This is a genomic window from Azospirillum lipoferum (assembly GCF_024170005.1).
GTDB lineage: Bacteria > Pseudomonadota > Alphaproteobacteria > Azospirillales > Azospirillaceae > Azospirillum > Azospirillum lipoferum.
On record NZ_JALJXJ010000017.1, the window covers coordinates 16,012 to 35,128 of the forward strand.

Here is a 19,117-nt window from a genome sequence, read left to right on the forward strand (position 1 = left end):
TGCAGGCAGAAGGGCACGCCCCCGGCAGGCCAGGGGGCGGAACGATCACGAGGTCGGCAAGGCCGGCGGAAACGCCGGCCAGGGTCAGCAGAGCCGGCGGAAACGCCGGCCGGGAGCGGTCAGTCGGCGGAGTGGGGTTCGGCCATGGCGACCACCACCTTGCGCGGCCCGCTGAAGGGCGTGCGGGCATGGGCGGCCAGCATGTTGTCGAGCATCATCACGTCCCCTGTCTCCCACGGGAACAGCACCGTTTCCTCGGCCAGGACCGTACGGATGGCGGCGAGGTCGGCCGGGTCGATGGGACCGCCGTCGGCGTGGTAGACGTTGCGCGGCAGATCCTCCTCGTCGAGGATGTCGAACAGCGCCGACCGCGCCTCCTCCGGAAGGTTGGAGACGTGGAAGAGATGGGCCTGGTTGAACCACACCGCCTCGCCTGTCACCGGATGACGGGCGGTCGCTTGGCAGATCTGGCGGGTGCGCAGTTCGCCATCCTCCTTCCAGTCGCAGAGGATGCGGTGGTCGCGGCAATAAGCCTCCACCGTCGCGCGGTCCTCCGTGTTGAAGACCTTCTGCCACGGCACGTCCAGCCCGTTGCCGTAGTTGCGGACATACATCAGGCCGCGCCGTTCGAAGCGTTCGCGGACATCGGCGGGAATCCTGCGGTAGATCGCCCGGCTGTCGGCGATCGGCGTTTCGCCGCCGACCGGCGCCGCCTGGACGCAGCAGAACCAGATGCGCATCGGCCAGTCGCGGGTGTAGGCCTGCTCGTTGTGCAGCGGGATGTGCTGGTCGGCCGGATATTCGGTGGAGGTGTAGACACCCGAGGTCACGTTGGTCCGCGGGGTCGAGCCGAACTCGTAGCTCAGCAGGGGATGGCCGAAGGCGGCGGCGAAGGCACGGAAGCGCTCGACCGAAGGCACGGCCGAGGATGCGCCCGAACCCAGTGCGAAGCCGCGGAAAAGGATGCCGGCACAGCGCGGCAGCCAGTCGCGCACCAGAGGCTCCAGGGCGGCGAAGGCGTCGAGCAGGTCCACCTGCGGATCGCGCGCCCGCACCAGCAACGGCAGGCCGCCGCGGGCATGGGGAAAGTCTTCGATCGTGAAACTACGCTCGGCCATGGGATCCTCACGAAATCAGGCGGTCGCGGCAATGCCCCGATTGCCGTCCGCCGGCCGGGTCAGGCATGCCGCCAGCCGGTCGAGGAGCGGACGCTCGTGGGCGCGCAGGAAGAAATGGTCGCCGTCGAACATCTCCAGGGTGAAATCGCCCCGCGTCTCCGCCGACCACGCCCGCAGCCGGTCGGCGGCGATGTCGTCCCGCGTGCCGCCGAACACCCGGATGGGGCAGTCCAGCGGAGGGCGCGGGCGGTAGGCATAGCGGCCGCACAGCAGGAAGTCGGCACGCAGAACCGGCAGGGCCATCTCCAGCAGGTCGCGGTTGCCGAACACCTCTTCGGCCGTGCCGCTGAGGCGGCGCATCTCGGCGATCAGCCCGTCGTCGTCCAGCGGCTCGGCCCAACGCCCGTCCTCGCGCCGGCTGGGGGCGGCGGCGGCCGAGGCGAAGAGGACCCGCGGCTCCCCCAGCCCTCGCCCGCGCAGAGCATGCGCCAGCTCGAAGGCGAGCAGACCGCCAAGGCTGTGCCCGAACAGGGCGAAGGGACCGCGCATTTGCGGCGCCAATTCCTCCGCCAGTTCGGCGGCCAGCCCCGTCAGGTCCGTCCTGGGCGGCTCGTCCATCCGCCGGCCGCGGCCCGGCAGTTCCACCGGCACCACCTCCAGCCAGGACGGCACGAGGCGCCTCCAGCGGGCGTAGATCATCGCGCTGGCGCCGGAATAGGGCAGGCAGAACAGCCTCATCGCCGGTGCTGCCGCGCGACCGGAAGCAGACGTGGTCGCGATGGTCATCGCGCGGCGGCTTCGTCCATCTGGCGGCGCAGGCTGAGCGGCCGCATGTCGGTCCACACCTGCTCGACATAGGCGAGGCAATCGGCCTTGGGGCCACTCTTGCCCGCCTCGCGCCAGCCGGCCGGAACCGCCTTGTAGTCCGGCCAGATGGAGTATTGTTCCTCGTGGTTGACCAGCACCTTGAAGGTGATGTCCTCGCGGTCGAACGCCATCGCTGTCCTCGTCGTCTGTCGGAAGTGGCGGTACCGGGCCCGGCCGCTCATGCGGCCCGCGCCCGGCGCCGTCCTGCCCTAATGGACGAAGCAGCGCGGGGAATCGTTAGGGGGATTTTGCGATTCCCTCGCAACAACCGGTGCAAGGTTGCCGTGACGGTCAGCGGACCAGCCCGACCGGCTCCCCGGAATCCGGATGCGGGATCACCGCCATCGGCAGGCCGTAGATGGCGCCCAGCCGGGTGGACGTCATGATCTCGGCCGGGGTGCCGCGGTCGATCAGCCGTCCGCCATGCAGGGCGACGATGTCGTCGCAGAAACGGGCCGCCATGTTCACGTCGTGCAGCACGGCGATCACCCCGATGCCGCGCTCCCGCGACAGGCGGCGGACCAGGGCCAGCACCTCCACCTGATGGGCGACGTCGAGCGCGGAAATCGGTTCGTCGAGCAGCAGGCAGCCGGCATCCTGGGCGATCAGCATGGCGAGCCACACCCGCTGCCGCTCGCCGCCCGACAGGCTGTCCACCAGACGGCCGGCAAAGCGCGCGGTGTCGGTCAGGACCAGCGCCTCCTCCACCTTGCGGGCGTCCTCGACCCGAAAGGCACCGAGCGCGCCGTGCCAGGGATAGCGGCCGAGCGCCACCAGTTCCCGCACCAGCAGGCCGGAGGCGGGTGGCATATGCTGCGGCAGGTAGCCGATCCGGCGGGCGAGCGTGCGCTGTTTCCAGCGCTCCAGCGGCTGGCCCTCGAACAGCACCCGTCCGCCGCTGGGATGCTGCTGGCGGGCGAGGATCTTGAGCAGGGTCGATTTGCCGGAGCCGTTGTGGCCGATCAGCGCGGTCACCCGGCGGGGAAACAGGTCGCAGGACGGCAGGTCGAGCAGGAGACGGCCCGGCAGGGCGAAGCTCACCCCGTCGATCCGGAACATCGGCTCGGTCGAAGGCACAACGGGAGAGGTCATGCGGAAGTCCTGCGGTCTGATGGGGTGTCCGGCGGGGTGCGCCGCCAGTAGGCGACGGTCAGCATGCGGTCGCGGTCGATGCCGCGCCCGCGCAGATGATCGCGCAGACAGGCAAGGTCTTCGAATTCGCAGGCGACCCAGGCGAACAGATCGTCCGGAAGCGTCAGAGCCTGCACCGCCTCCACCAGGGGCCGCGCCGTCCCGCCGCCCCGCCGGCGCAGCCAGCGGACGACGACACCGGCGGGAGCCCTGAGTGGCAGTTCGTCCGCCGCATCCTCCACCTCGATTAAGGCGGTGCCGCGGGCATCGGCAGGCAGCTCCTCCAGGATGCGGGCGATGGCGGGAAGCGCCGTCTCGTCGCCGGCCAGCAGATGCCAGGGCGCCGGGCGGATGCCCAGCCCGCAGGGGCCGGACATGCCGCAGAGAGCGCCGGGCCGCGCCCGGCGGGCGAAATCGGCACCGGGTGCGCCATCGGCAAGTCCATGATCCGGATGGCCGTGATCGGGATGGAGAACGAAATCGATGTCGAGTTCACCCGCCTCGGCGTCGATGCGGCGCAGGGTGTAGTAGCGAACCGCCGGCCGCCGCTCCGGATCGGGCCAGACCGGCCGCCCGTCGGGACCCGGACGCGGCCAGGACGGCGTCGCCATCCCATCCGTCGCCCCATCCGGCGGCAGATAGAGACGGACATGCAGGTTGTCCGGCGTGGCGAAGCGGTCGAGATCGCGGCCCAGGAAGGTGATGCGGCGCAGACGTGGCGTCAGGTCCCGGACGGCGATGACCCTGATTTCCCGGAAATCGGTGAAGAGCGGTCCGGTCTCCACATCGCCGGTCCAGACGATGGAAAGCTCCTCCCCCAGCAGACCGGCCAGCTGTTCGCTGACCGAGGCGCGCAGCCGCTCCAGCAGCCCGCGGTCGTCCGCCTCCGCCCGCAGATGCAGGGCATCGCCGCCGACGGTCAGGGCCAGCCGGCCGAACGGGCCACTCGCTGCCAGCGCGTCGCCCTCACGGGTGAAGGTCAGGCCGTAAGGTTCGGCGGCGGCCACCAACTGACCGGCGGCGGCGGCGGGGTGGTCGTGGGGGATCGCGGTATCGCAGGAGAAGCGGGGCATCAGCGCCGTCCCAGCAGCCAGAGAAGGAAGGGTCCGCCGATCACCGAGGCAAGCAGCCCGGCCGGCACCTGATAGGGGAAGATCACGCCGCGTCCGAGCCAGTCGGCCAGCAGCATGACCAGTCCGCCGAGCATGGCGGAGCCGGCGAGATGGGCCGCAGCCCGCTGCAGGCCGAGCATGCGGGCCAGATGCGGTCCCATCAGCCCGACGAAGCTCAGCGGCCCGACGATCAGCGTCGCCGCCGCGGTCAGCACGGCCGACAGGCTGAACAGCGCAATGCGGCTCAGCGACGGGCTGACGCCCAGCGCCGCCGCCACCCCGCCGCCGAGCGGCAGCAGATCGAGCCAACGGGCAATGAAGGGGATCGCGGCACCGGCGAGCAGGGCCAGCGACAGCGCCGCCAACCCGTCGGTCCACCCGACCATATAGGTCGACCCCGAAAGCCAGGTGACCAGCGTCTGCAGGCGCGGATCCTGCCCGGCCATCAGCACGGCGACGACGACGCCGGAAATCGAGCTGGTGGCGACGCCGGCCAGCAGCAGCCGGTCGGGGGAGAAGCCGTCCTTGCGGCCGAGCGCCAGCATCGCCGCCAGCACCGCGACCGCCCCCGCCCCGCCGGCCGCGATCTGCGCGCCACGCTCCGGCGCCTCGACCGAGAACATCAGCGCGATCACGCCGAGGATCGCGCCGGAGGAAACGCCGAGGATCTCCGGCGCCGCCAGCGGGTTGCCGGTCATCCGCTGCAGAACGGTGCCGGCCACCGCCAGCATCGCACCGCCCGACAGGGCCGCCAGCGCCCGCGGCAGGCGCCAGGGCTCCAGCGTGGCGAAATCGGCGCCGACGCTCCAACTCCAGCCGTCCGGGCCGGGGCCGAAGGCGACCGCCGCCCACAGGACCAGCGGCAACAGCAGGGCGACGCCGGCAAGGACGATGCCCGGCCGGGAAGCCCGCGGCGGCGGCGGTGCCGCAGTCATGACCGGAGGTGCGGTGCTGCGCAGCCGCGGCAGAAGCCACAGCAGCATCGGCACGCCCAGCACCGCGGTGACGGCACCGGTCGGCAGTTCGCGGTAGGTGATCGGCGCCATCAGCACCAGGGAATCGGTCGCCCACAGCAGAGCGGCACCGCACAGGGGCGCCCACAGCATCCGCTGGCCCAGCCGGCGGGCACCGGCCATGCCGACGATGGTCGGGGCGGCCAGACCGACGAAGCTGACCACGCCGACAGCGGCGACGGTCAGGGCGGCCAGCATCACGGCGATCGTCAGCCCGGCGAGACGGGCGCCGACCACCGACAGGCCCAGGCTGCGCGCCCCACCCTCCCCCAGGCCCAACAGGGTCAGCGGGCGCAGCACCAGCAGGGCGGCAACCGCCAGCACCGCCAGCCTTGGCGCCAGGAAGGCGGCCATGCCCCAATCCTGCTGGTCGAGGAAGCCGGCCCCCCACAGGAACAGGCCGATCAGCAGATCGTGGTTGAACAGCACCATCACGCCACTGACCGACCCGGCATAGAGGCTGAGGACGAGGCCGGCCAGGATGACGGTGACCGGCGACAGCCCCTTGCGCCAGGACAGCGCCAGCAGGGCCGCCGCCGACAGCCCGGCGCCGGCCAGCGCGACCCACTCCCGCCCCAGCGCCAGCGCCTCGGGAACCCATAGGGTCGCGACGGCGAGCGACAGGTGCGCGCCGGCGGAAATGCCCAGGGTGGCCGGCTCGGCCAGCGGGTTGCGTAGGACCTGCTGCAGGATGGTGCCGGCCAGTCCCAGCGCCGCCCCCACCAGCAGGGCGACGGCAAAGCGCGGAAACAGGACATAATGGGCGGCAAGCTGGTCGAGCCGCGCCGGATCGGGATCGAGCAGCGCCCGCCACCACAGCTCCGGCGGCAACTGGCGGTCGAGCACCAGAAGGGAGGCCAGCCCGGCCAGCAGGAACAGGCCGGCCACCGGCCATGCGGGGCCGAAGCGGCGGAAGGACGGCGGCATCGCGGTGTCAGCCATGGCTCTGCGGCAGCCTTTCGCCGAGCAGGCGGACGAACCGTTCGGCCGTCGGGACGCCGCCATAGAACAGGATGGGCGGCAGGATGGTGACGCGGCCTTCGCGCAGGAAGGGCAGCCCGGCGAACAGCGGCAGGGCGGCCAACGCTTCCAGCGCCCGTTTGCCCTCGCTGCCGATGTTGACCAGCCCGGCCTCGGGACGCCCGGTGAGCCGGTCCATCGTCACCGTGGCATGGCCATAGGGGCCGCTCGGCCCGGTCCAGGCATTCCCGATCCCCAGCCGGTCGAGGAGATCCTGATAAAGGCTGTTGCGTCCATGGATGAGGACGCGGCGCCCGTCGAGAACGCTGAGAACATAGAGCGGGCGCGTGACCACGCCGGTCAGGCGCGCCCGTGCCTCGTCCAGTGCCCGGTCGAGCCGCGCGACCGCAAGCTCCGCCGCCTCCGGCACACCCAGTTCGCCGGCCAGCCCGCGCAGGGCAGCGATGGCGAAGGCGAGCTGGCCGTTCCGCCCTTCGCTCTCCCCGGAACCCGTGTCGAAGGACCGATAGAGGGTAAGCGGCGCGATCCGCGCCAGCCGGCCGTGCACCGCCGACAGCATGCCGTCGGTGACGAAGCGCGCCGGGGCCAGCCGGTCGAGCAGTTCCAGGTTCGGCTCCGCCCGGGCGCCGATGTCGGGAACACCGGCCGGCACCGCCGGCTCGATCACCGAACGGCGGTAGCGGTCGATCTCGGGCAGGCCGCGCGGGGCGATGCCCAACGCCAACAGGGCCTGCGCGCTCGTCCAGTCGAGCGCGCAGGCCCCGCCTGCCTCCTCGGCCCGCACCGGCCGCGTGCCGCCGGCCAGGAGACCGAGCGGCAGCGCAGAGGCCATGCGGAGGAACCGGCGCCGGTCCGGGGCGCCGGCCATGTCGGGCATCGGCCGCAACGGTCGTGCCTTACCAGCTGTACTTCAGCGTCGCCAGGACCTGGCGGCGGTTGCCGTACAGCACCGTGTTGTCATAGAAACCCGCCGAGTAATATTTCTTGTCGGTCAGGTTGCTGACGTTGAGCGCGACGCTGGCGCCCTGCAGTTCGGACCGCAGCGCCCCCAGATCGTAGCGGACCGCGGCATCGACCAGCGTGTAGTCGGGGATGGTCTCGGTGTTGCCCGTATTCTTGGCCGAGCCGACATAGCGCGCGCCGGCACCGAGGCCGAGGCCGGTGAGCGGACCCGACTTGACGGTATAGTCGCCCCAGGCGGACGCCATGTGGCGCGGAATGCCCTTCGGACGCAGCCCGACCGAGCTGGTGGTGGAGCCGACGGCGGGATTGTCCTTGGTGATCTCCGCATCGACGAAGGCGTAGGAGGCGATCAGGCTGAACTCCTCCGTCAGCTCCATCTTGCCTTCCAGTTCGATGCCGCGGCTGCGGATCTCGCCGTCCTGAACGGAGAAGCCGCTGTAGGTCGGATCGTTGGTCACCACATTCTGCTGGGTAATGTGGTAGAGCGAGGCGGAGATGAAGCTGTTCCAGCCGTTCGGCTGGTACTTCACGCCCACCTCGTACTGGGTGCCGGTGGTCGGCTTGAAGGTGCCGCCGCCACGCTGCGGCGCGTAGGTGCCGGTGGTCGGCTGGAACGAGGTCGCATAGCTGGCATAGGGCGCGATGCCGTTGTCGAAGACATAGCCCAGACCGACGCGGCCGGTGAAATGATGGTCGCGCGCGGTCTGGGAGCTGCTGGACAGGTTGTCCGTCTCCTTGTCCACCACCCAGTCCTGGCGGCCGCTGAGAGTCAGGATCCAGTTGTCGTAGCGCAGCTGGTCCTGCAGGTAGGCGCCGATCTGGCTCAGGTTACTCTTGCCGTCCACCCAGGGGTCGGCATAGAGGAAATCGGTCCCCGGGTAGCTTGGGTTGAGCACGTCGATCACCAGCGAATTCAATGAATTGCGCCGCGTCTCACGCCCGATGTAGTAGCCGTAGTCGACGCCGGCCAGGATGGTGTGCGACACCGGACCGGTCGTGACCTTGCCCTGGACGTTGCTGTCGAGCAGGTAGGTCTCGGTGGTCTTCGGACGGTCCTGCACGCCGACCGGATAGAAGCGACCGTTCTCCAGCTCCACCGGCCATGCGGTGCTGAAGGCGCTGACGAAATTCACCCGCGAATGCATGTAGCGGGCGTTCTGGTGGAAGGTCCAGTCCGGGCTGATCTCATGCTCCAGCTCGTAGCCGATGGTGGTGTTCTGCACCTTCCAGTCGGAATAGCCGGGAATGCCAAAGAAGAGATCGGTGCCGATCTGGCCCATCGCATCGCGGGGAATGCTCTGCTCCGCCCCGCTCATCTTCAGCTTCTGATAGCTGGCGAGCAGGGTCATCTTGGTCTTGTCGGTCGGCTTGAAGGTCAAGGCCGGCGCGATGTAGAAGCGGTCGTCGGGCGCATGGTCGACCTGGGTGTCGGACATGCGGCCGAGGCCGGTCAGGCGGTACAGCACCTTGCCGTCGCCATCCACCGGCCCGCCGAAATCGAAGGCGGCCTGGCGGCGGTCGAAGCTGCCGGTCTGCAGCTGAATCTCGTGCAGAGGCTTGTCGGTCGGCCGTTTGGTGGTCAGGTTCACCACGCCGCCGGGCGAGGTCTGGCCGAACAGGACCGACGACGGGCCCTTGACGACGTCCACGCGCTCCAGCCCGTACGGCTCGAAATTGGTGTCGTAGTTGTTGAAGCCGGCCCGAAGGCCGTCACGGTAGATGCCGAACAGGTTGAAATCGCGGAACCCGCGCATCGAGAAGTCCGGGGCACCGGGACCGCCGGGATAATCGACCACCGCGATGCCGGGCGAATAGGCCACCGCGCCGGCAAAATCCTGCACTGCGCGCTGATCCAGCTCCTTGCGGGTCACGACGGAAATCGTCTGGGGGATTTCGACCAGCGGCGTCTCGACCTTGGTGCCGACCGCGCTGCGGGTCGCGACATTGCCTTCGGTACCGCCGACGACGCCCTGCACGGAAATCGGTCCGAGAACCATGCTGTCGCCGCCGGTGGCCTGGGTGTCGCCGGCCTTTCCGCTGTCCGTCGCCTGCTGCGCCAGACCGGCCGGCTGGTTCGCCATCAGCGCCAGACCGGCCATCGTGGTCGCCAGCAGGAAAGCCCTCAGACGCCCGCGCTTGCCCGACGCCGCGCGACCGGCCGGCACGGCCGCCCCAACCTCGATCTCCATCTCCATTCCCCCAAACTGAAGCTCCGTCCGACGGGGTTCCGCTTCCGGCGAAATCCGTCTCCCGGCTCTAAGACGAAGGGGGTAGATGAAGATTAAGGAGATTCTTTCATATGTAGGAATTTTTCGTGCGCGCCCGGGTCGGACGACGGCTCCGACAGGCCGGGACAGCGGTCGAAGAAGTACCGGCGGTCGAGCAACATCAGGGCGGCACGCTTGTGCGGAAAGTCGAAATCACGCTCGCGCAGGAAGCCGAGGGACTGCATGTGGCCGATCATGCGGGCGTTGTCGGCCCGCGGTTCCGACACCACGCGGGCGGTGCGGGCATCGGACAGGAACAGCCAGTGGACCAGCGCCGAAAGCCACGAGCGGACCTTGTGCGGTCCACGATGATGCTCCTCGCCCACCAGCATATGGATGCCGCGGTCGTGATCGCCCGGCGCGCAGAAGGGCGCGATGCGATCCTCCTTCGCCCAATAGGCCTCGAAATAGGCGAATGGCTCGTCATCGAAGCAGCCTATCAGCGTCTGGACATGCGGGTCCTCCGCCAGCCCCTCCAGATAGGCGCGATGTTTCAGGAAGTCGCCGCCCTCCTGCCAGAATTCCAGCACCCGCGGGGTGTTCTGCCAACGGTTGAAACGCTCCAGATCGGTTTCGATGTCGAGACTGCGCAGCGAAATCCACAGCCCGAGCGCCGGATCGAACCGGCGGTACAACTCTCCGACCGGCTTGGGCGGCCGATGGAGGCCGCTTCCGTCACCGCGCGCGATGGACGGAAAGCCGCCGGTGCCGGGACTGCGCAGCCAGGGTCCAGGCAACTGCCAGAAGGCGTCGCGGCGGCACAGCGCGCCACCCACGCCGTCGGCAAGCAGCAGGCCAGACCGCAACGCCGCCGGATCGGGCTCGATGCCGCGCCAGACCAGAAGGCGGCGAGCCGGATCGCCACCCGGATCACAGCTGAACAGACAGCAGGCCGCGGCCCAGGCAGCCTCCGCCGAAAGCGGAGCGGGACGATCCCGGCCGCCCTCCGAGCCGCCCTCAGGAACAAGGGCGATGCCGCCCTCAACCGGCTCGCAAATGGCGGACAGCAGCGGAACGCCGTCGACGGCAAGATGCAGGCGGCCGGGCTGGACCTCCGCGGTCAGCCGGCGGCCGTCGGGCAAAGGCAAGGTACGGGATGACGTCATGATGGCACTTTCCTGTTGCTGGCATCCGCTGCCGCCGCCCCCTCACCGGGCAAGAGCGAGCAGCCGGTCTCGGGTCGCCCCGAAGCACAGATAGACGGCGGCACTGGTGTGGACCGACACCCCGTCCAGATCGGGCGGAATGCGGCCGTCCATGTCCAGCAATTCGACCGCCGCCCCGCGGGCGGTGAAGATCCGCCGGGCGGTGACGGCATTGGCGAAGGGCACGACGGCATCCCGGCCGGCCCCGCACAGGACCATCGGCGCGCGCGGAGTCCAGTCCAGCAGGTCGTTGCGGGCCAGAGCCTGCCGGAACGGAAACTGGGGATCGTCGAAAGCCCGCGTGAAACCGTCCTGGCGAAGCCGCGCCATCTCGGCACCCGGCGGCAGCGCGCCCTGCCGGAGCAGATCGAAGATGTCGCGGGAACCGGGCATGAGCCCTTCGACGGTGGCGTCGAAGGGCGGCCGGAACACCGCGGCGGGAGAGGCGTAGATGTTGCCGTAGACACGCTGCATCGCCACGACGGTATAGGCGAACAGCGCGGTCGCCAGACTGTTCGGCCCCGCCGGCCCGGTTCCCGACCAGCCGTCGACGAAGGTCCGCTCCAGCGCATAGGGGCCGGACATCGGCGCCGTCCCCGCCAGGGTGAATTCGGCGGCGTGGTCGCGCTCGATGGTGCGCTGTGCCGCCATGGCGGCATGGCCGCCCTGGGAATAGCCGGCCAGCAGCACCTTCCCCGACAGAGCGGTTCCCGCCTCCGCCGCCACGCTGCGCGCGGCACGCAGCGCATCGACGATGGCGGACGCCTCGCTCTCCGCATGGAGATAGGGGTGGAACGGATAGTCCGACCGCCCCAGCCCGAGATAATCGGTGGCAACGACCGCGACACCCTGGGCGGCATAGAACGTCATCAGCGGGCTGTCGCCCGCTGCGAGAAGATCGCCGGCCTGGGTGACGTCCCGCTGCATCCGGGTGCCCTGCGCCCAGCCCAGCAGCCCATGCGATTCGCTGCAGTCCGGGCCGCCGGGCAGCAACAGCATGGCCGACGCCGTCGCCGGTTCGCCGCGCACGCCGATGGTGGCATAGCTCACCTGCGACAGGGTGACGTCGCAACGTGGTCGTCCAATGTAACCGGCGCGTTCGCCCAGCCCGGCTTCGATGGCATCCCGCCGGTAGGTCGCCAGCGTCGCCACCTCCAGCACCGAACCCCGCGCCGGAGCGACGGCCGCCTGCCGGACGGCCTCCGCCGCGGTGCCCGCCCCTGCCGCGCAGACGGCGGACATGAGACACAACAGCCACAGCCCGGCGCGCCTGACCCTCGTCATTGCGCGCATCAGCGGTTCATCGCGCCGGCGACCAGACCGGTCGGTCCCGACTGGCGCCGGACCCTGCCGTCCGCCGGCGCCAGATCGAGGTAGAGGGCGGCGGCGATCTCCGCCGCGCGGACCGGCAGAACCGACAGCAGCGTGTCGCTCAGCCCATGGGTCTCTTCGCAGAAGCCCTGGATGAAGACCGGTGCCGTCAACTTGGAATCGGTGCGGACGCGATAGTCGCGGTCCACCCGCAGGTCGCCCAGCAGGTCGCCCAGCGGCTCCAGCAGGCGCCGGTGGGAGTTGCGCTCGTAGCCGGTCGCCAGCACCACCGCGTCATAGCGGATTTCCTCCAGGCCACCGCTGGACAGGTCGCGCAGGGTCAGCGTGACGCCGGCCTCGTCCGATACGACTGCCTCGATCTCGCGCCGGCACAGGAAGCCGTGGCGCGGCACGCCGGAAACCTTCTGGCGGTAGAGAATGCCGTAGATGCGGTCGATCAGCTCGGAATCGACCACCGAATAGTTGGTGTTGTGATAGTCGCGGATCAGCCGGGCGCGCTCCTCCTCCGGCAGGCCGAACATCACGTCGGTGTAGGCCGGCGCGAAGATCTCGTTGACGAAGGGGGTGTCGTCGGCCGGTCGCAGGACGGCGGAGCGCAGGATCATGTCGGCCCGCACCGACGGAAAACTGTCGTTGAGATCAATGAAGGCCTCGGCCGCGCTCTGCCCGCCGCCGACCAGGGCGATGCGCATCGGCGTCCCGGCGACACAGGGCTGGGCGGCGATGCGCTGCACATAGTCGGAATGGTGGAAGACGCGGGGATCGTCCTTCAGCCCGGCGAACAGGGTGGGAATGCGTGGCGTTCCGCCAGTGCCCACCACCAGCGAGCGGGTGCGCCGGACCCGCTCGATCCCGTCCGGACCGCGGGTCACGACATCCAGCATGCCGATCGTGCCGGAACGGTCGGCCACCGGCTCGACACGCAGAACCTCCGTGCCGTAGCGGCAGAGATCGGAGAAATGGGATGCCACCCAGCGGAGGTAGTCGTTGAACTCCATCCGGCAGGGATAGAAGGTGCCGATGTTGATGAAGTCGATCAGCCGCCCCTTGCGGTGCAGATAGTTCACGAAGCTGTAGGGGCTCTGCGGATTGCGCAGGGTCACCAGATCCTTCAGGAAGGAAATCTGCAGGTCGCTCTGCTGCACCAGGGTGCCGCCATGCCAGCTGTAGGAGACCTGCCGGTCGAAATAGGCGGTGTCCAGCGTCCGTCCGGAACGTTCCGCCTGCTCTTCGAGGGCGATCGCCAGCCCGATGTTGGATGGCCCGAACCCGACCCCCGCAAGGTCCAGGGGCTTTTCGGAAAGGCTGAACTGAGTCATGGAATGGTCGTCCCCTGTTTGAGAATCCCCAAAACGACGCCACGGCTGCCGGACGCTTGGGCCGGTCTTGCTCCTGCCTGCGCCGGTCGTGCCGGTCGTTGGCGTGGCGGGCTTCCAGCCGGAGCCGACCGGCTTCAGCCGACCGCCGCCTCTTTCGCCGGATTCCTGAAAGACGACGAACGCACCCCGCGGAAATTTAGGCACTTCAGCAAACAGACCATCCGCGCCACCGGACTCCGCAACAAAAAGCGGTGATTGGGCGGATGATCCTGCCCGGGTTCGGTGGCTCTTGCGCACTTTGCCTGGATGGTCCGGGTTGCGGTGGCGAGCAGACTGGGGATTGCCCACATGGAAGGAGCACGGAGCGCGCGGGATTGCCCCGGCTCGGTGAACGGGTTGGGACTTGTTTCACCCCGCAGCGCTGGATCTCCTTTCGTAGTCGACCGGTGACAGATGGCCGGGGGCGGTGTGCCATCGGCAGGGATTGTACCAGCCTTCGACAAAGGGAAAGGCGGCAATGCGAGCCTTGGTATGAGAGCGGAACCGCCGCCAATCGAGCCGAAATCACTAGGCGACCGACGTCCGTCGTTTAAGCCGTTGCTGCCGGATCGAATGTCCGACCAGGACCATGATGATCGCTGCAAGCAGGAGAAAGGCGCCGGACACGACGATGGCAATGGCGGTACGGGAAAAATCAGGGTTCTCTCCGCGGACGAGGGCAATCATGTAGGGGGAGACGAATCCTGCGATGTTGCCGATTGCGCAGATCAAAGCGATCCCGCCCGCCGCTCCGCGCCCGGTCAGAAGTTCCGGAATGGTGGCCCAGAACGACGGCAGGGTGGAAATGCAGCCCACCGCGCCGATGCAGAAGCCGAGGAACGCGATGACAGGCGCAGTCGAGAGGGTAAGAGCCGAAAGGCAGAAGCCTGCCGCCCCCAGGGTCGCGAAGGCGGAATAGTGAAGCACTCTTTCGTTGCGCACATCGGAACTGCGGGCGATCAGCACCAGACCCAGCGAGGCGAAGGCATAAGGAATTGCAGTCAGCCATCCGATCTGGAAGGTGCTGTAGCTTCCATGCGATATCTCCTTGAGGATGGTCGGGAGGAAAAAGGACAGCGCATAGATCGGAATGACCATGCTGAAGAAGATCGCCGCAAAGCCGAGTACCCGAATGTCCGTTGCCGCGCTCAAGGTAGAACCGAGTTTATGTGAAGCCTCGCCCTCCGCTGCACGATCCTGCGCGAGCCTTCGGACCAGCCATCCACGCTCTTCCGCGTTTAGCCAGGTCGCTTCCTCGGGGGTGTTGGTCAGGTAGCGGAAGATGAACCAGGCGATCAGAATGGACGGAATGCCCTCGATGATGAGCATGAACTGCCATCCGGACAGCCCAAACGGACTGAACCCCATCAGCCAACCTGAGAATGGCGCGCCAATCAGGGTCGAGACCGGAACGGCAAGGTAGAAGAGGCCGATCACACCGGCACGGTGCGACGTTGGAATCCATTGCGTGATGTAGAGAAGGACGCCCGGCACCAGACCCGCTTCGGCAACGCCCAACAGAAAGCGGAGGGCGTAGAAGCTCCATTCCCCTTGCGCGAATGCCGTGGCGATGGCGGCCAGACCCCAGGTCGCCGCGATGCGGGCGATCCATATCCGGGCCCCCACCCGGTAGAGAATGAGGTTGCTCGGCACTTCGAACAGGACGTAGCCGATGAAGAAGAGACCGGCGCCAAGGCCGAATGCAGCCTCGCTGAGATTCAGATCAGGCTGCATCTGCAGCTTGGCAAGTCCGATATTCGTCCGGTCCAGATAGTTGAAGATGTAGGTTATGAACAGAATCAGGACCAGACGGCTGTTCACCTTGCGCATCACCGTTCTTTCGAGAGATCTCTCGGATTGAACGGTCGCACCGGCGTCAGCCGCGCCGAGCTGCTCCTGCATATGGGCCATTTCGGCTCCTCCCGTTTTGATGTTTTTAAGTTTTCTCCAAAATCACTGTTCGTTTTGGAGCACGGACGCTTTGGGCCGTGTGGGGCATGGCAGAAAGGCCAAACTCAGGCAGCCGAGGCTGCGGGTGCGAGATTGGCGCACAGGATGCCGGTAATGTCCGCCGACCCCATCGTGCCCCCGATGTCGCCGCTGAGGGCGTTGCGTTGAGCCAGCGCATCGTGAACGGCCAACTCGATCCGGCGGGCTGCGTCGAGCAGCCGCCGATCCCCGTGACGCCGCCCCAGCCAATCGAGCATCATCGCGCCCGCGAGTACCGTTCCGTAGGGATTGGCGATGCCTTTCCCGGAGATATCCGGCGCCGAACCGTGCGATGCCTGGAAGAAGCCGTTGCCATCCCCCAGCTCGGCGGACGGAGCCATGCCCATGCCCCCCACCGTCGCCGCGCCGAGGTCCGAAATGATGTCGCCGAACATGTTCTCCGTCACGATCACATCGTAGTGCGACGGCTGCCGCACGAGATGAAGGGTCATGGCGTCGACGAGCGCATATTCGGCCTCGACGTCGGGATAGCCCCGGGCCACTTCGCTGAAGATCTCACGGAACAGGGCGTAGCTGCGCAGCACATTCGCCTTGTCGCAACAGGTCACCCGGCGGCGGCCGTCCGCCGGTGCGCCGCCGCGCGTCCGGGCAAGCTCGAAAGCGAAACGCACAATGCGCTCGATGCCCTTGCGCGTCTGGACCAGCGGATCCATCGCGACTTCACCACGCAGGAACACACCGCTGCCGCGTGCGGCGTACAGCCCTTCGCTGTTTTCCCGGACGATGACGTAATCGATGTCGCCGACCTCGCGTCCCCGAAGGGGGGACGTCACACCCGGCCACAGCTTGATCGGCCGGACATTCGCATAGAGATCGAGCTTGGACCGCAGCCCGAGCGTGAAGTCGAGCCCGGCTTCCGTGCCGTCCGGGTGGACCACGCCGGGAAGTCCGGCAGCGCCGTGCAGGATGGCATCGGCGCTCCGGCATGCCTCGAATGTGGCCGCCGGAAACGAGTCCCCGGTCCGCTGGAACAGTTCGGCCCCGGCAGGATATTCGGCAAAGCGGAGAACAGCCGTGGATCCCAGCGCTTCGGTCAACACCCGCACCGCCGCCTTTGACACTTCCGGCCCGATGCCGTCACCCGGCACCACGGCGATGTCGTATATTTCCTTCAATTGAGGGTCCTCCGGCTCGAGAGAGGTTATCCGTGACGGCCTGCGAATCCTTCAGGCCGGGCAGATGCAGGGCTGGGAAATGAGAATTCCTGCGTTTGATCGGGTCCGATCCTGCCCGATCCGGCCTAGATGCATCGCCCGCCGTCGACTTCCATCGCGATGCCCGTGACCATGCTTGCCTCGTCGGAGGCTAGGAATGCCGTTGCATTGGCGATATCCGCCGGGGTCGACAGCCGGCCGATCGGGATGGTGGAGACGAACTTCGCCCGGATTTCGGCGGTATCCTTGCCCATGAAGGTTTTCAGCAACGGCGTGTCGCCGGCCACCGGGTTGACGGCGTTCACGCGAATTCCGAAAGGTGCCAGTTCCACCGCCATCGCGCGCGTGGCGGTGATCACCCATCCCTTGGACGCGTTGTACCAGGTGAGATTCGGGCGCGGGCTGACGCCGCCCGTGGACGCGATGTTGACGATGGCGCCGCTCTTCTGCTGCTTGAACAGGGGAACGACCGCGCGGGCGCCGTGATAGATGGACTTCATGTTGACCGCCGCGATCCGGTCGAAGACGTCCTCCTCCAGGGCTTCCAGCGGCTGCGGAGGGTGCCCCATCCCGGCATTGTTCACGAGGATGTGCAGCCCGCCGAAGGCCTCCAGCGCCTGAGCCAGCGCGGCATCGAAGCCCTGACGGCCGCTGACGTCGGCAACGACCGGGACCGCGGCCGATCCGATTGCGGCGGCGACGCGTTCGGCCGCCCCGCCGTCGCGGTCGGCGATGACGACCCTGGCTCCCTCCTCGACGAATTTCCGGACGATTCCTTCACCGAATCCGGATCCGCCGCCGGTGACGATCGCCACCTTGCCCTCTAAACGCATGCGATTCTCCTTATGGGGCAGAGATTGGGACAGAGATGGAGCCCGCGAGGCTCCGTCACGCGATGTTGAGCCAGACCGCCTTGGTGTTGAGATAGGAGTCCAGATGCTCGGCCCCGCCCTCCCGGCCATAGCCGCTCATCTTGTAGCCGCCGAACGGAACCGCCGGGTCGAGCGCGTGGTAGGTGTTGACCCAGACCGACCCGGCGCGCAATTGCCGCGCCAGGCGGTGGGCTTTGCCGACATCGCGCGTGAACACGCCGGCCGCAAGCCCGTAAGGGGTGGCGTTGGCCCGCGTGACCGCTTCCTCGAGCGTGTCGAAGGGAAGGGTCGAGATGACCGGCCCGAAGATCTCCTCCCGGGCGATCGTCATGGTGTCGGTAACGTCGGTGAACACCGTCGGCGCGATGAAATGCCCGTTCGCGAAAGCTCCCTCGCTCAGCCGATGACCGCCGGCAACCAGCCGGGCGCCCTGATCGCGCCCACTGTTCAGGAAGCCGCTCACCCGCTCCAGTTGCCGACCCGAGATCAGCGGTCCGATTTCCGTGGTGGGATCGGCGCCGTCGCCGACACGCAGCCGCGACGCATACTCGGCCAATCGGTGGGTGAATTCCTCCTGGATCGACCGTTCCAGGAACAAGCGCGAGCCGGCAATGCAGATCTGGCCGGAATTGGCGAACACCGCCATGGCCGCGACGGGAACCGCCTTTTCCAGATCCGCGTCCGCGCACACGATCACCGGCGACTTGCCGCCGAGTTCAAGCGAGACCCGTTTCAGATTGTTGGCGGATGCCCGAACGATGCTCTGCCCCGTCGCGGTCGAGCCGGTAAACACGATCTTGTCCACGCCCATATGTTCGGCGAGGGCGGCCCCGGCTTCCCCGCCGAGCCCGGTGACGACATTGACCACGCCCGGAGGCACGCCGGCCTCGTTCATGATGTCGGCGATCAGCAGCGGCGTCAGCGGCGCTTCCTCGGACGGCTTCAGCACGACCGTGCAGCCGGTGGCAAGCGCCGGGCCGATCTTCCAGATCGACGCGGCAGTCGGCGCGTTCCAGGGGATAATGGCACCGACCACGCCGACCGCTTCCCGCCGCGTGAACGACATCAGGTCGCCCGGCAGGGAGTTCTCGATCGTCGCGCCGTGCAGGGCGGTGGCCATGCCGGCGTAGTAACGCAGCATGCCGACCACCCGGCCCTTGTTCGCGCGGGTCCGCAGGATCGGCATGCCCATGTCGGCGGTATCGGACTGGCAGATTTCCTCCCAATGCCGCTCGAAGAGATCGGCGATCCTCAGCAGGAGCGTCTGCCGTTCATAGGGCTTGAAGCGCGACCACGGTCCTTCGAAGGCTTCCCGCGCCGCGGCTACGGCGATGTCGATATCCTGTCTGTTGCCACGCGGGACCGTGGCCAGCAATTTCCCGGTCGCCGGGTTGCGGGTCTCCAAGGTCTCGCCGGATTGGGCGTCGACCCAGGCGCCGCCCACGAACATGCGACGGTGCCGACCATCAAGCCTGTGGCGGAACTCGTTCGATTCCATCTAGCCTTTTCTCCCGGGGCGATCTGTCGCCGCCCCTGCATGGTTTCTCTCCCGGCCCGGCACCCTGCGTTCACCAACGCTGTGCGGAGGATGCTGATTATCCGTAGCAAAAACATTGTGCCGGTGACGACCGTAGATTCCTGAACCCTCGTGCAGAAAAATTGACTCCGTCCTCAGACTGACCGGTTCACGCAGGCACTCCGACAGGGGGGAGACCCCGCGGAACTGAACGAGGCTTCAGAAAAACGCAATTGTTCGTCTGACGTCCAATAGGGAGGATCGGACGGAAGAGGTTC

The 19,117-nt window shown here is 67.9% G+C and carries 15 protein-coding genes; all 15 read right to left on the reverse strand.

The genetic code is table 11. The features are described from left to right. Window positions 1–119: 119 nt before the first annotated feature. Window positions 120–1,118 carry a TauD/TfdA family dioxygenase gene (locus J2848_RS29510; protein ID WP_149234175.1) on the reverse strand — a complete coding sequence of 333 codons (999 nt, stop codon included), beginning with the start codon at window positions 1,116–1,118 and terminating at the stop codon, window positions 120–122. Between the two features lie 15 nt (window positions 1,119–1,133). Next, entirely contained in the window at window positions 1,134–1,904 is a 771-nt protein-coding gene (locus J2848_RS29515; protein ID WP_211103290.1) for a thioesterase II family protein, read from the reverse strand. Beyond that, a complete protein-coding gene (locus J2848_RS29520; protein WP_098735105.1) occupies window positions 1,901–2,116 on the reverse strand; it encodes an MbtH family protein in 216 nt (71 codons plus the stop codon). The genes J2848_RS29515 and J2848_RS29520 overlap by 4 nt, the downstream gene beginning before the upstream one ends. A 160-nt stretch (window positions 2,117–2,276) precedes the next feature. Further along, on the reverse strand, window positions 2,277–3,077 hold the full coding sequence (locus J2848_RS29525) for an ATP-binding cassette domain-containing protein (RefSeq protein ID WP_149234174.1): 801 nt from the start codon (window positions 3,075–3,077) through the stop codon (window positions 2,277–2,279). Continuing rightward, window positions 3,074–4,189, reverse strand: coding sequence for a siderophore-interacting protein (locus J2848_RS29530; protein WP_149234173.1), 1,116 nt, complete (start codon window positions 4,187–4,189; stop codon window positions 3,074–3,076). Before J2848_RS29530 ends, J2848_RS29525 begins: the two co-directional genes overlap by 4 nt. Then, on the reverse strand, window positions 4,189–6,183 hold the full coding sequence (gene fhuB / locus J2848_RS29535; protein ID WP_149234172.1) for a Fe(3+)-hydroxamate ABC transporter permease FhuB: 1,995 nt from the start codon (window positions 6,181–6,183) through the stop codon (window positions 4,189–4,191). The genes J2848_RS29530 and fhuB overlap by 1 nt, the downstream gene beginning before the upstream one ends. Then, on the reverse strand, window positions 6,176–7,054 hold the full coding sequence (locus J2848_RS29540; protein ID WP_246194228.1) for an ABC transporter substrate-binding protein: 879 nt from the start codon (window positions 7,052–7,054) through the stop codon (window positions 6,176–6,178). Before J2848_RS29540 ends, fhuB begins: the two co-directional genes overlap by 8 nt. A gap of 64 nt (window positions 7,055–7,118) precedes the next feature. Further along, window positions 7,119–9,374, reverse strand: a complete 2,256-nt coding sequence (locus J2848_RS29545; RefSeq protein ID WP_149234170.1) for a TonB-dependent siderophore receptor — start codon at window positions 9,372–9,374, stop codon at window positions 7,119–7,121. Window positions 9,375–9,466: 92 nt separating this feature from the next. Continuing rightward, window positions 9,467–10,558 carry a GNAT family N-acetyltransferase gene (locus J2848_RS29550; RefSeq protein WP_149234169.1) on the reverse strand — a complete coding sequence of 364 codons (1,092 nt, stop codon included), beginning with the start codon at window positions 10,556–10,558 and terminating at the stop codon, window positions 9,467–9,469. A 42-nt stretch (window positions 10,559–10,600) separates the two neighbouring features. Further along, window positions 10,601–11,839, reverse strand: a complete 1,239-nt coding sequence (locus tag J2848_RS29555; protein ID WP_149234168.1) for a lipase family protein — start codon at window positions 11,837–11,839, stop codon at window positions 10,601–10,603. Window positions 11,840–11,889: 50 nt separating this feature from the next. Then, window positions 11,890–13,248 (reverse strand): lysine N(6)-hydroxylase/L-ornithine N(5)-oxygenase family protein, encoded by a 1,359-nt coding sequence (locus tag J2848_RS29560; protein WP_149234167.1) that lies wholly within the window; start codon window positions 13,246–13,248, stop codon window positions 11,890–11,892. 567 nt (window positions 13,249–13,815) lie between these two features. After that, a complete protein-coding gene (locus J2848_RS29565) occupies window positions 13,816–15,198 on the reverse strand; it encodes an MFS transporter (protein ID WP_211103289.1) in 1,383 nt (460 codons plus the stop codon). Window positions 15,199–15,302: 104 nt separating this feature from the next. Beyond that, the gene (locus J2848_RS29570) at window positions 15,303–16,412 is read right to left on the reverse strand and encodes an isocitrate/isopropylmalate dehydrogenase family protein (RefSeq protein ID WP_149234166.1); all 1,110 of its coding nucleotides are present in this window, start codon (window positions 16,410–16,412) and stop codon (window positions 15,303–15,305) included. Window positions 16,413–16,537: 125 nt separating this feature from the next. Beyond that, window positions 16,538–17,284, reverse strand: coding sequence for a glucose 1-dehydrogenase (locus J2848_RS29575; RefSeq protein ID WP_149234165.1), 747 nt, complete (start codon window positions 17,282–17,284; stop codon window positions 16,538–16,540). A gap of 55 nt (window positions 17,285–17,339) precedes the next feature. Next, on the reverse strand, window positions 17,340–18,821 hold the full coding sequence (locus J2848_RS29580; protein WP_149234164.1) for an aldehyde dehydrogenase family protein: 1,482 nt from the start codon (window positions 18,819–18,821) through the stop codon (window positions 17,340–17,342). Window positions 18,822–19,117: the final 296 nt, after the last annotated feature.

Excerpts from the sequence above, each read along its gene's own strand:
- J2848_RS29510 (WP_149234175.1), bottom strand. The coding sequence starts at position 1,118 with ATGGCCGAGCGTAGTTTCACGATCGAAGACTTTCCCCATGCCCGCGGC.
- J2848_RS29530 (WP_149234173.1), bottom strand. The coding sequence starts at position 4,189 with ATGCCCCGCTTCTCCTGCGATACCGCGATCCCCCACGACCACCCCGCC.
- J2848_RS29540 (WP_246194228.1), bottom strand. The coding sequence starts at position 7,054 with ATGGCCTCTGCGCTGCCGCTCGGTCTCCTGGCCGGCGGCACGCGGCCG.
- J2848_RS29545 (WP_149234170.1), bottom strand. The coding sequence starts at position 9,374 with ATGGAGATCGAGGTTGGGGCGGCCGTGCCGGCCGGTCGCGCGGCGTCG.
- J2848_RS29520 (WP_098735105.1), bottom strand. The coding sequence starts at position 2,116 with ATGGCGTTCGACCGCGAGGACATCACCTTCAAGGTGCTGGTCAACCAC.
- J2848_RS29555 (WP_149234168.1), bottom strand. The coding sequence starts at position 11,839 with ATGTCCGCCGTCTGCGCGGCAGGGGCGGGCACCGCGGCGGAGGCCGTC.
- J2848_RS29525 (WP_149234174.1), bottom strand. The coding sequence starts at position 3,077 with ATGACCTCTCCCGTTGTGCCTTCGACCGAGCCGATGTTCCGGATCGAC.
- J2848_RS29560 (WP_149234167.1), bottom strand. The coding sequence starts at position 13,248 with ATGACTCAGTTCAGCCTTTCCGAAAAGCCCCTGGACCTTGCGGGGGTC.
- J2848_RS29580 (WP_149234164.1), bottom strand. The coding sequence starts at position 18,821 with ATGGAATCGAACGAGTTCCGCCACAGGCTTGATGGTCGGCACCGTCGC.
- J2848_RS29565 (WP_211103289.1), bottom strand. The coding sequence starts at position 15,198 with ATGGCCCATATGCAGGAGCAGCTCGGCGCGGCTGACGCCGGTGCGACC.
- fhuB (WP_149234172.1), bottom strand. The coding sequence starts at position 6,183 with ATGGCTGACACCGCGATGCCGCCGTCCTTCCGCCGCTTCGGCCCCGCA.
- J2848_RS29575 (WP_149234165.1), bottom strand. The coding sequence starts at position 17,284 with ATGCGTTTAGAGGGCAAGGTGGCGATCGTCACCGGCGGCGGATCCGGA.
- J2848_RS29515 (WP_211103290.1), bottom strand. The coding sequence starts at position 1,904 with ATGACCATCGCGACCACGTCTGCTTCCGGTCGCGCGGCAGCACCGGCG.
- J2848_RS29550 (WP_149234169.1), bottom strand. The coding sequence starts at position 10,558 with ATGACGTCATCCCGTACCTTGCCTTTGCCCGACGGCCGCCGGCTGACC.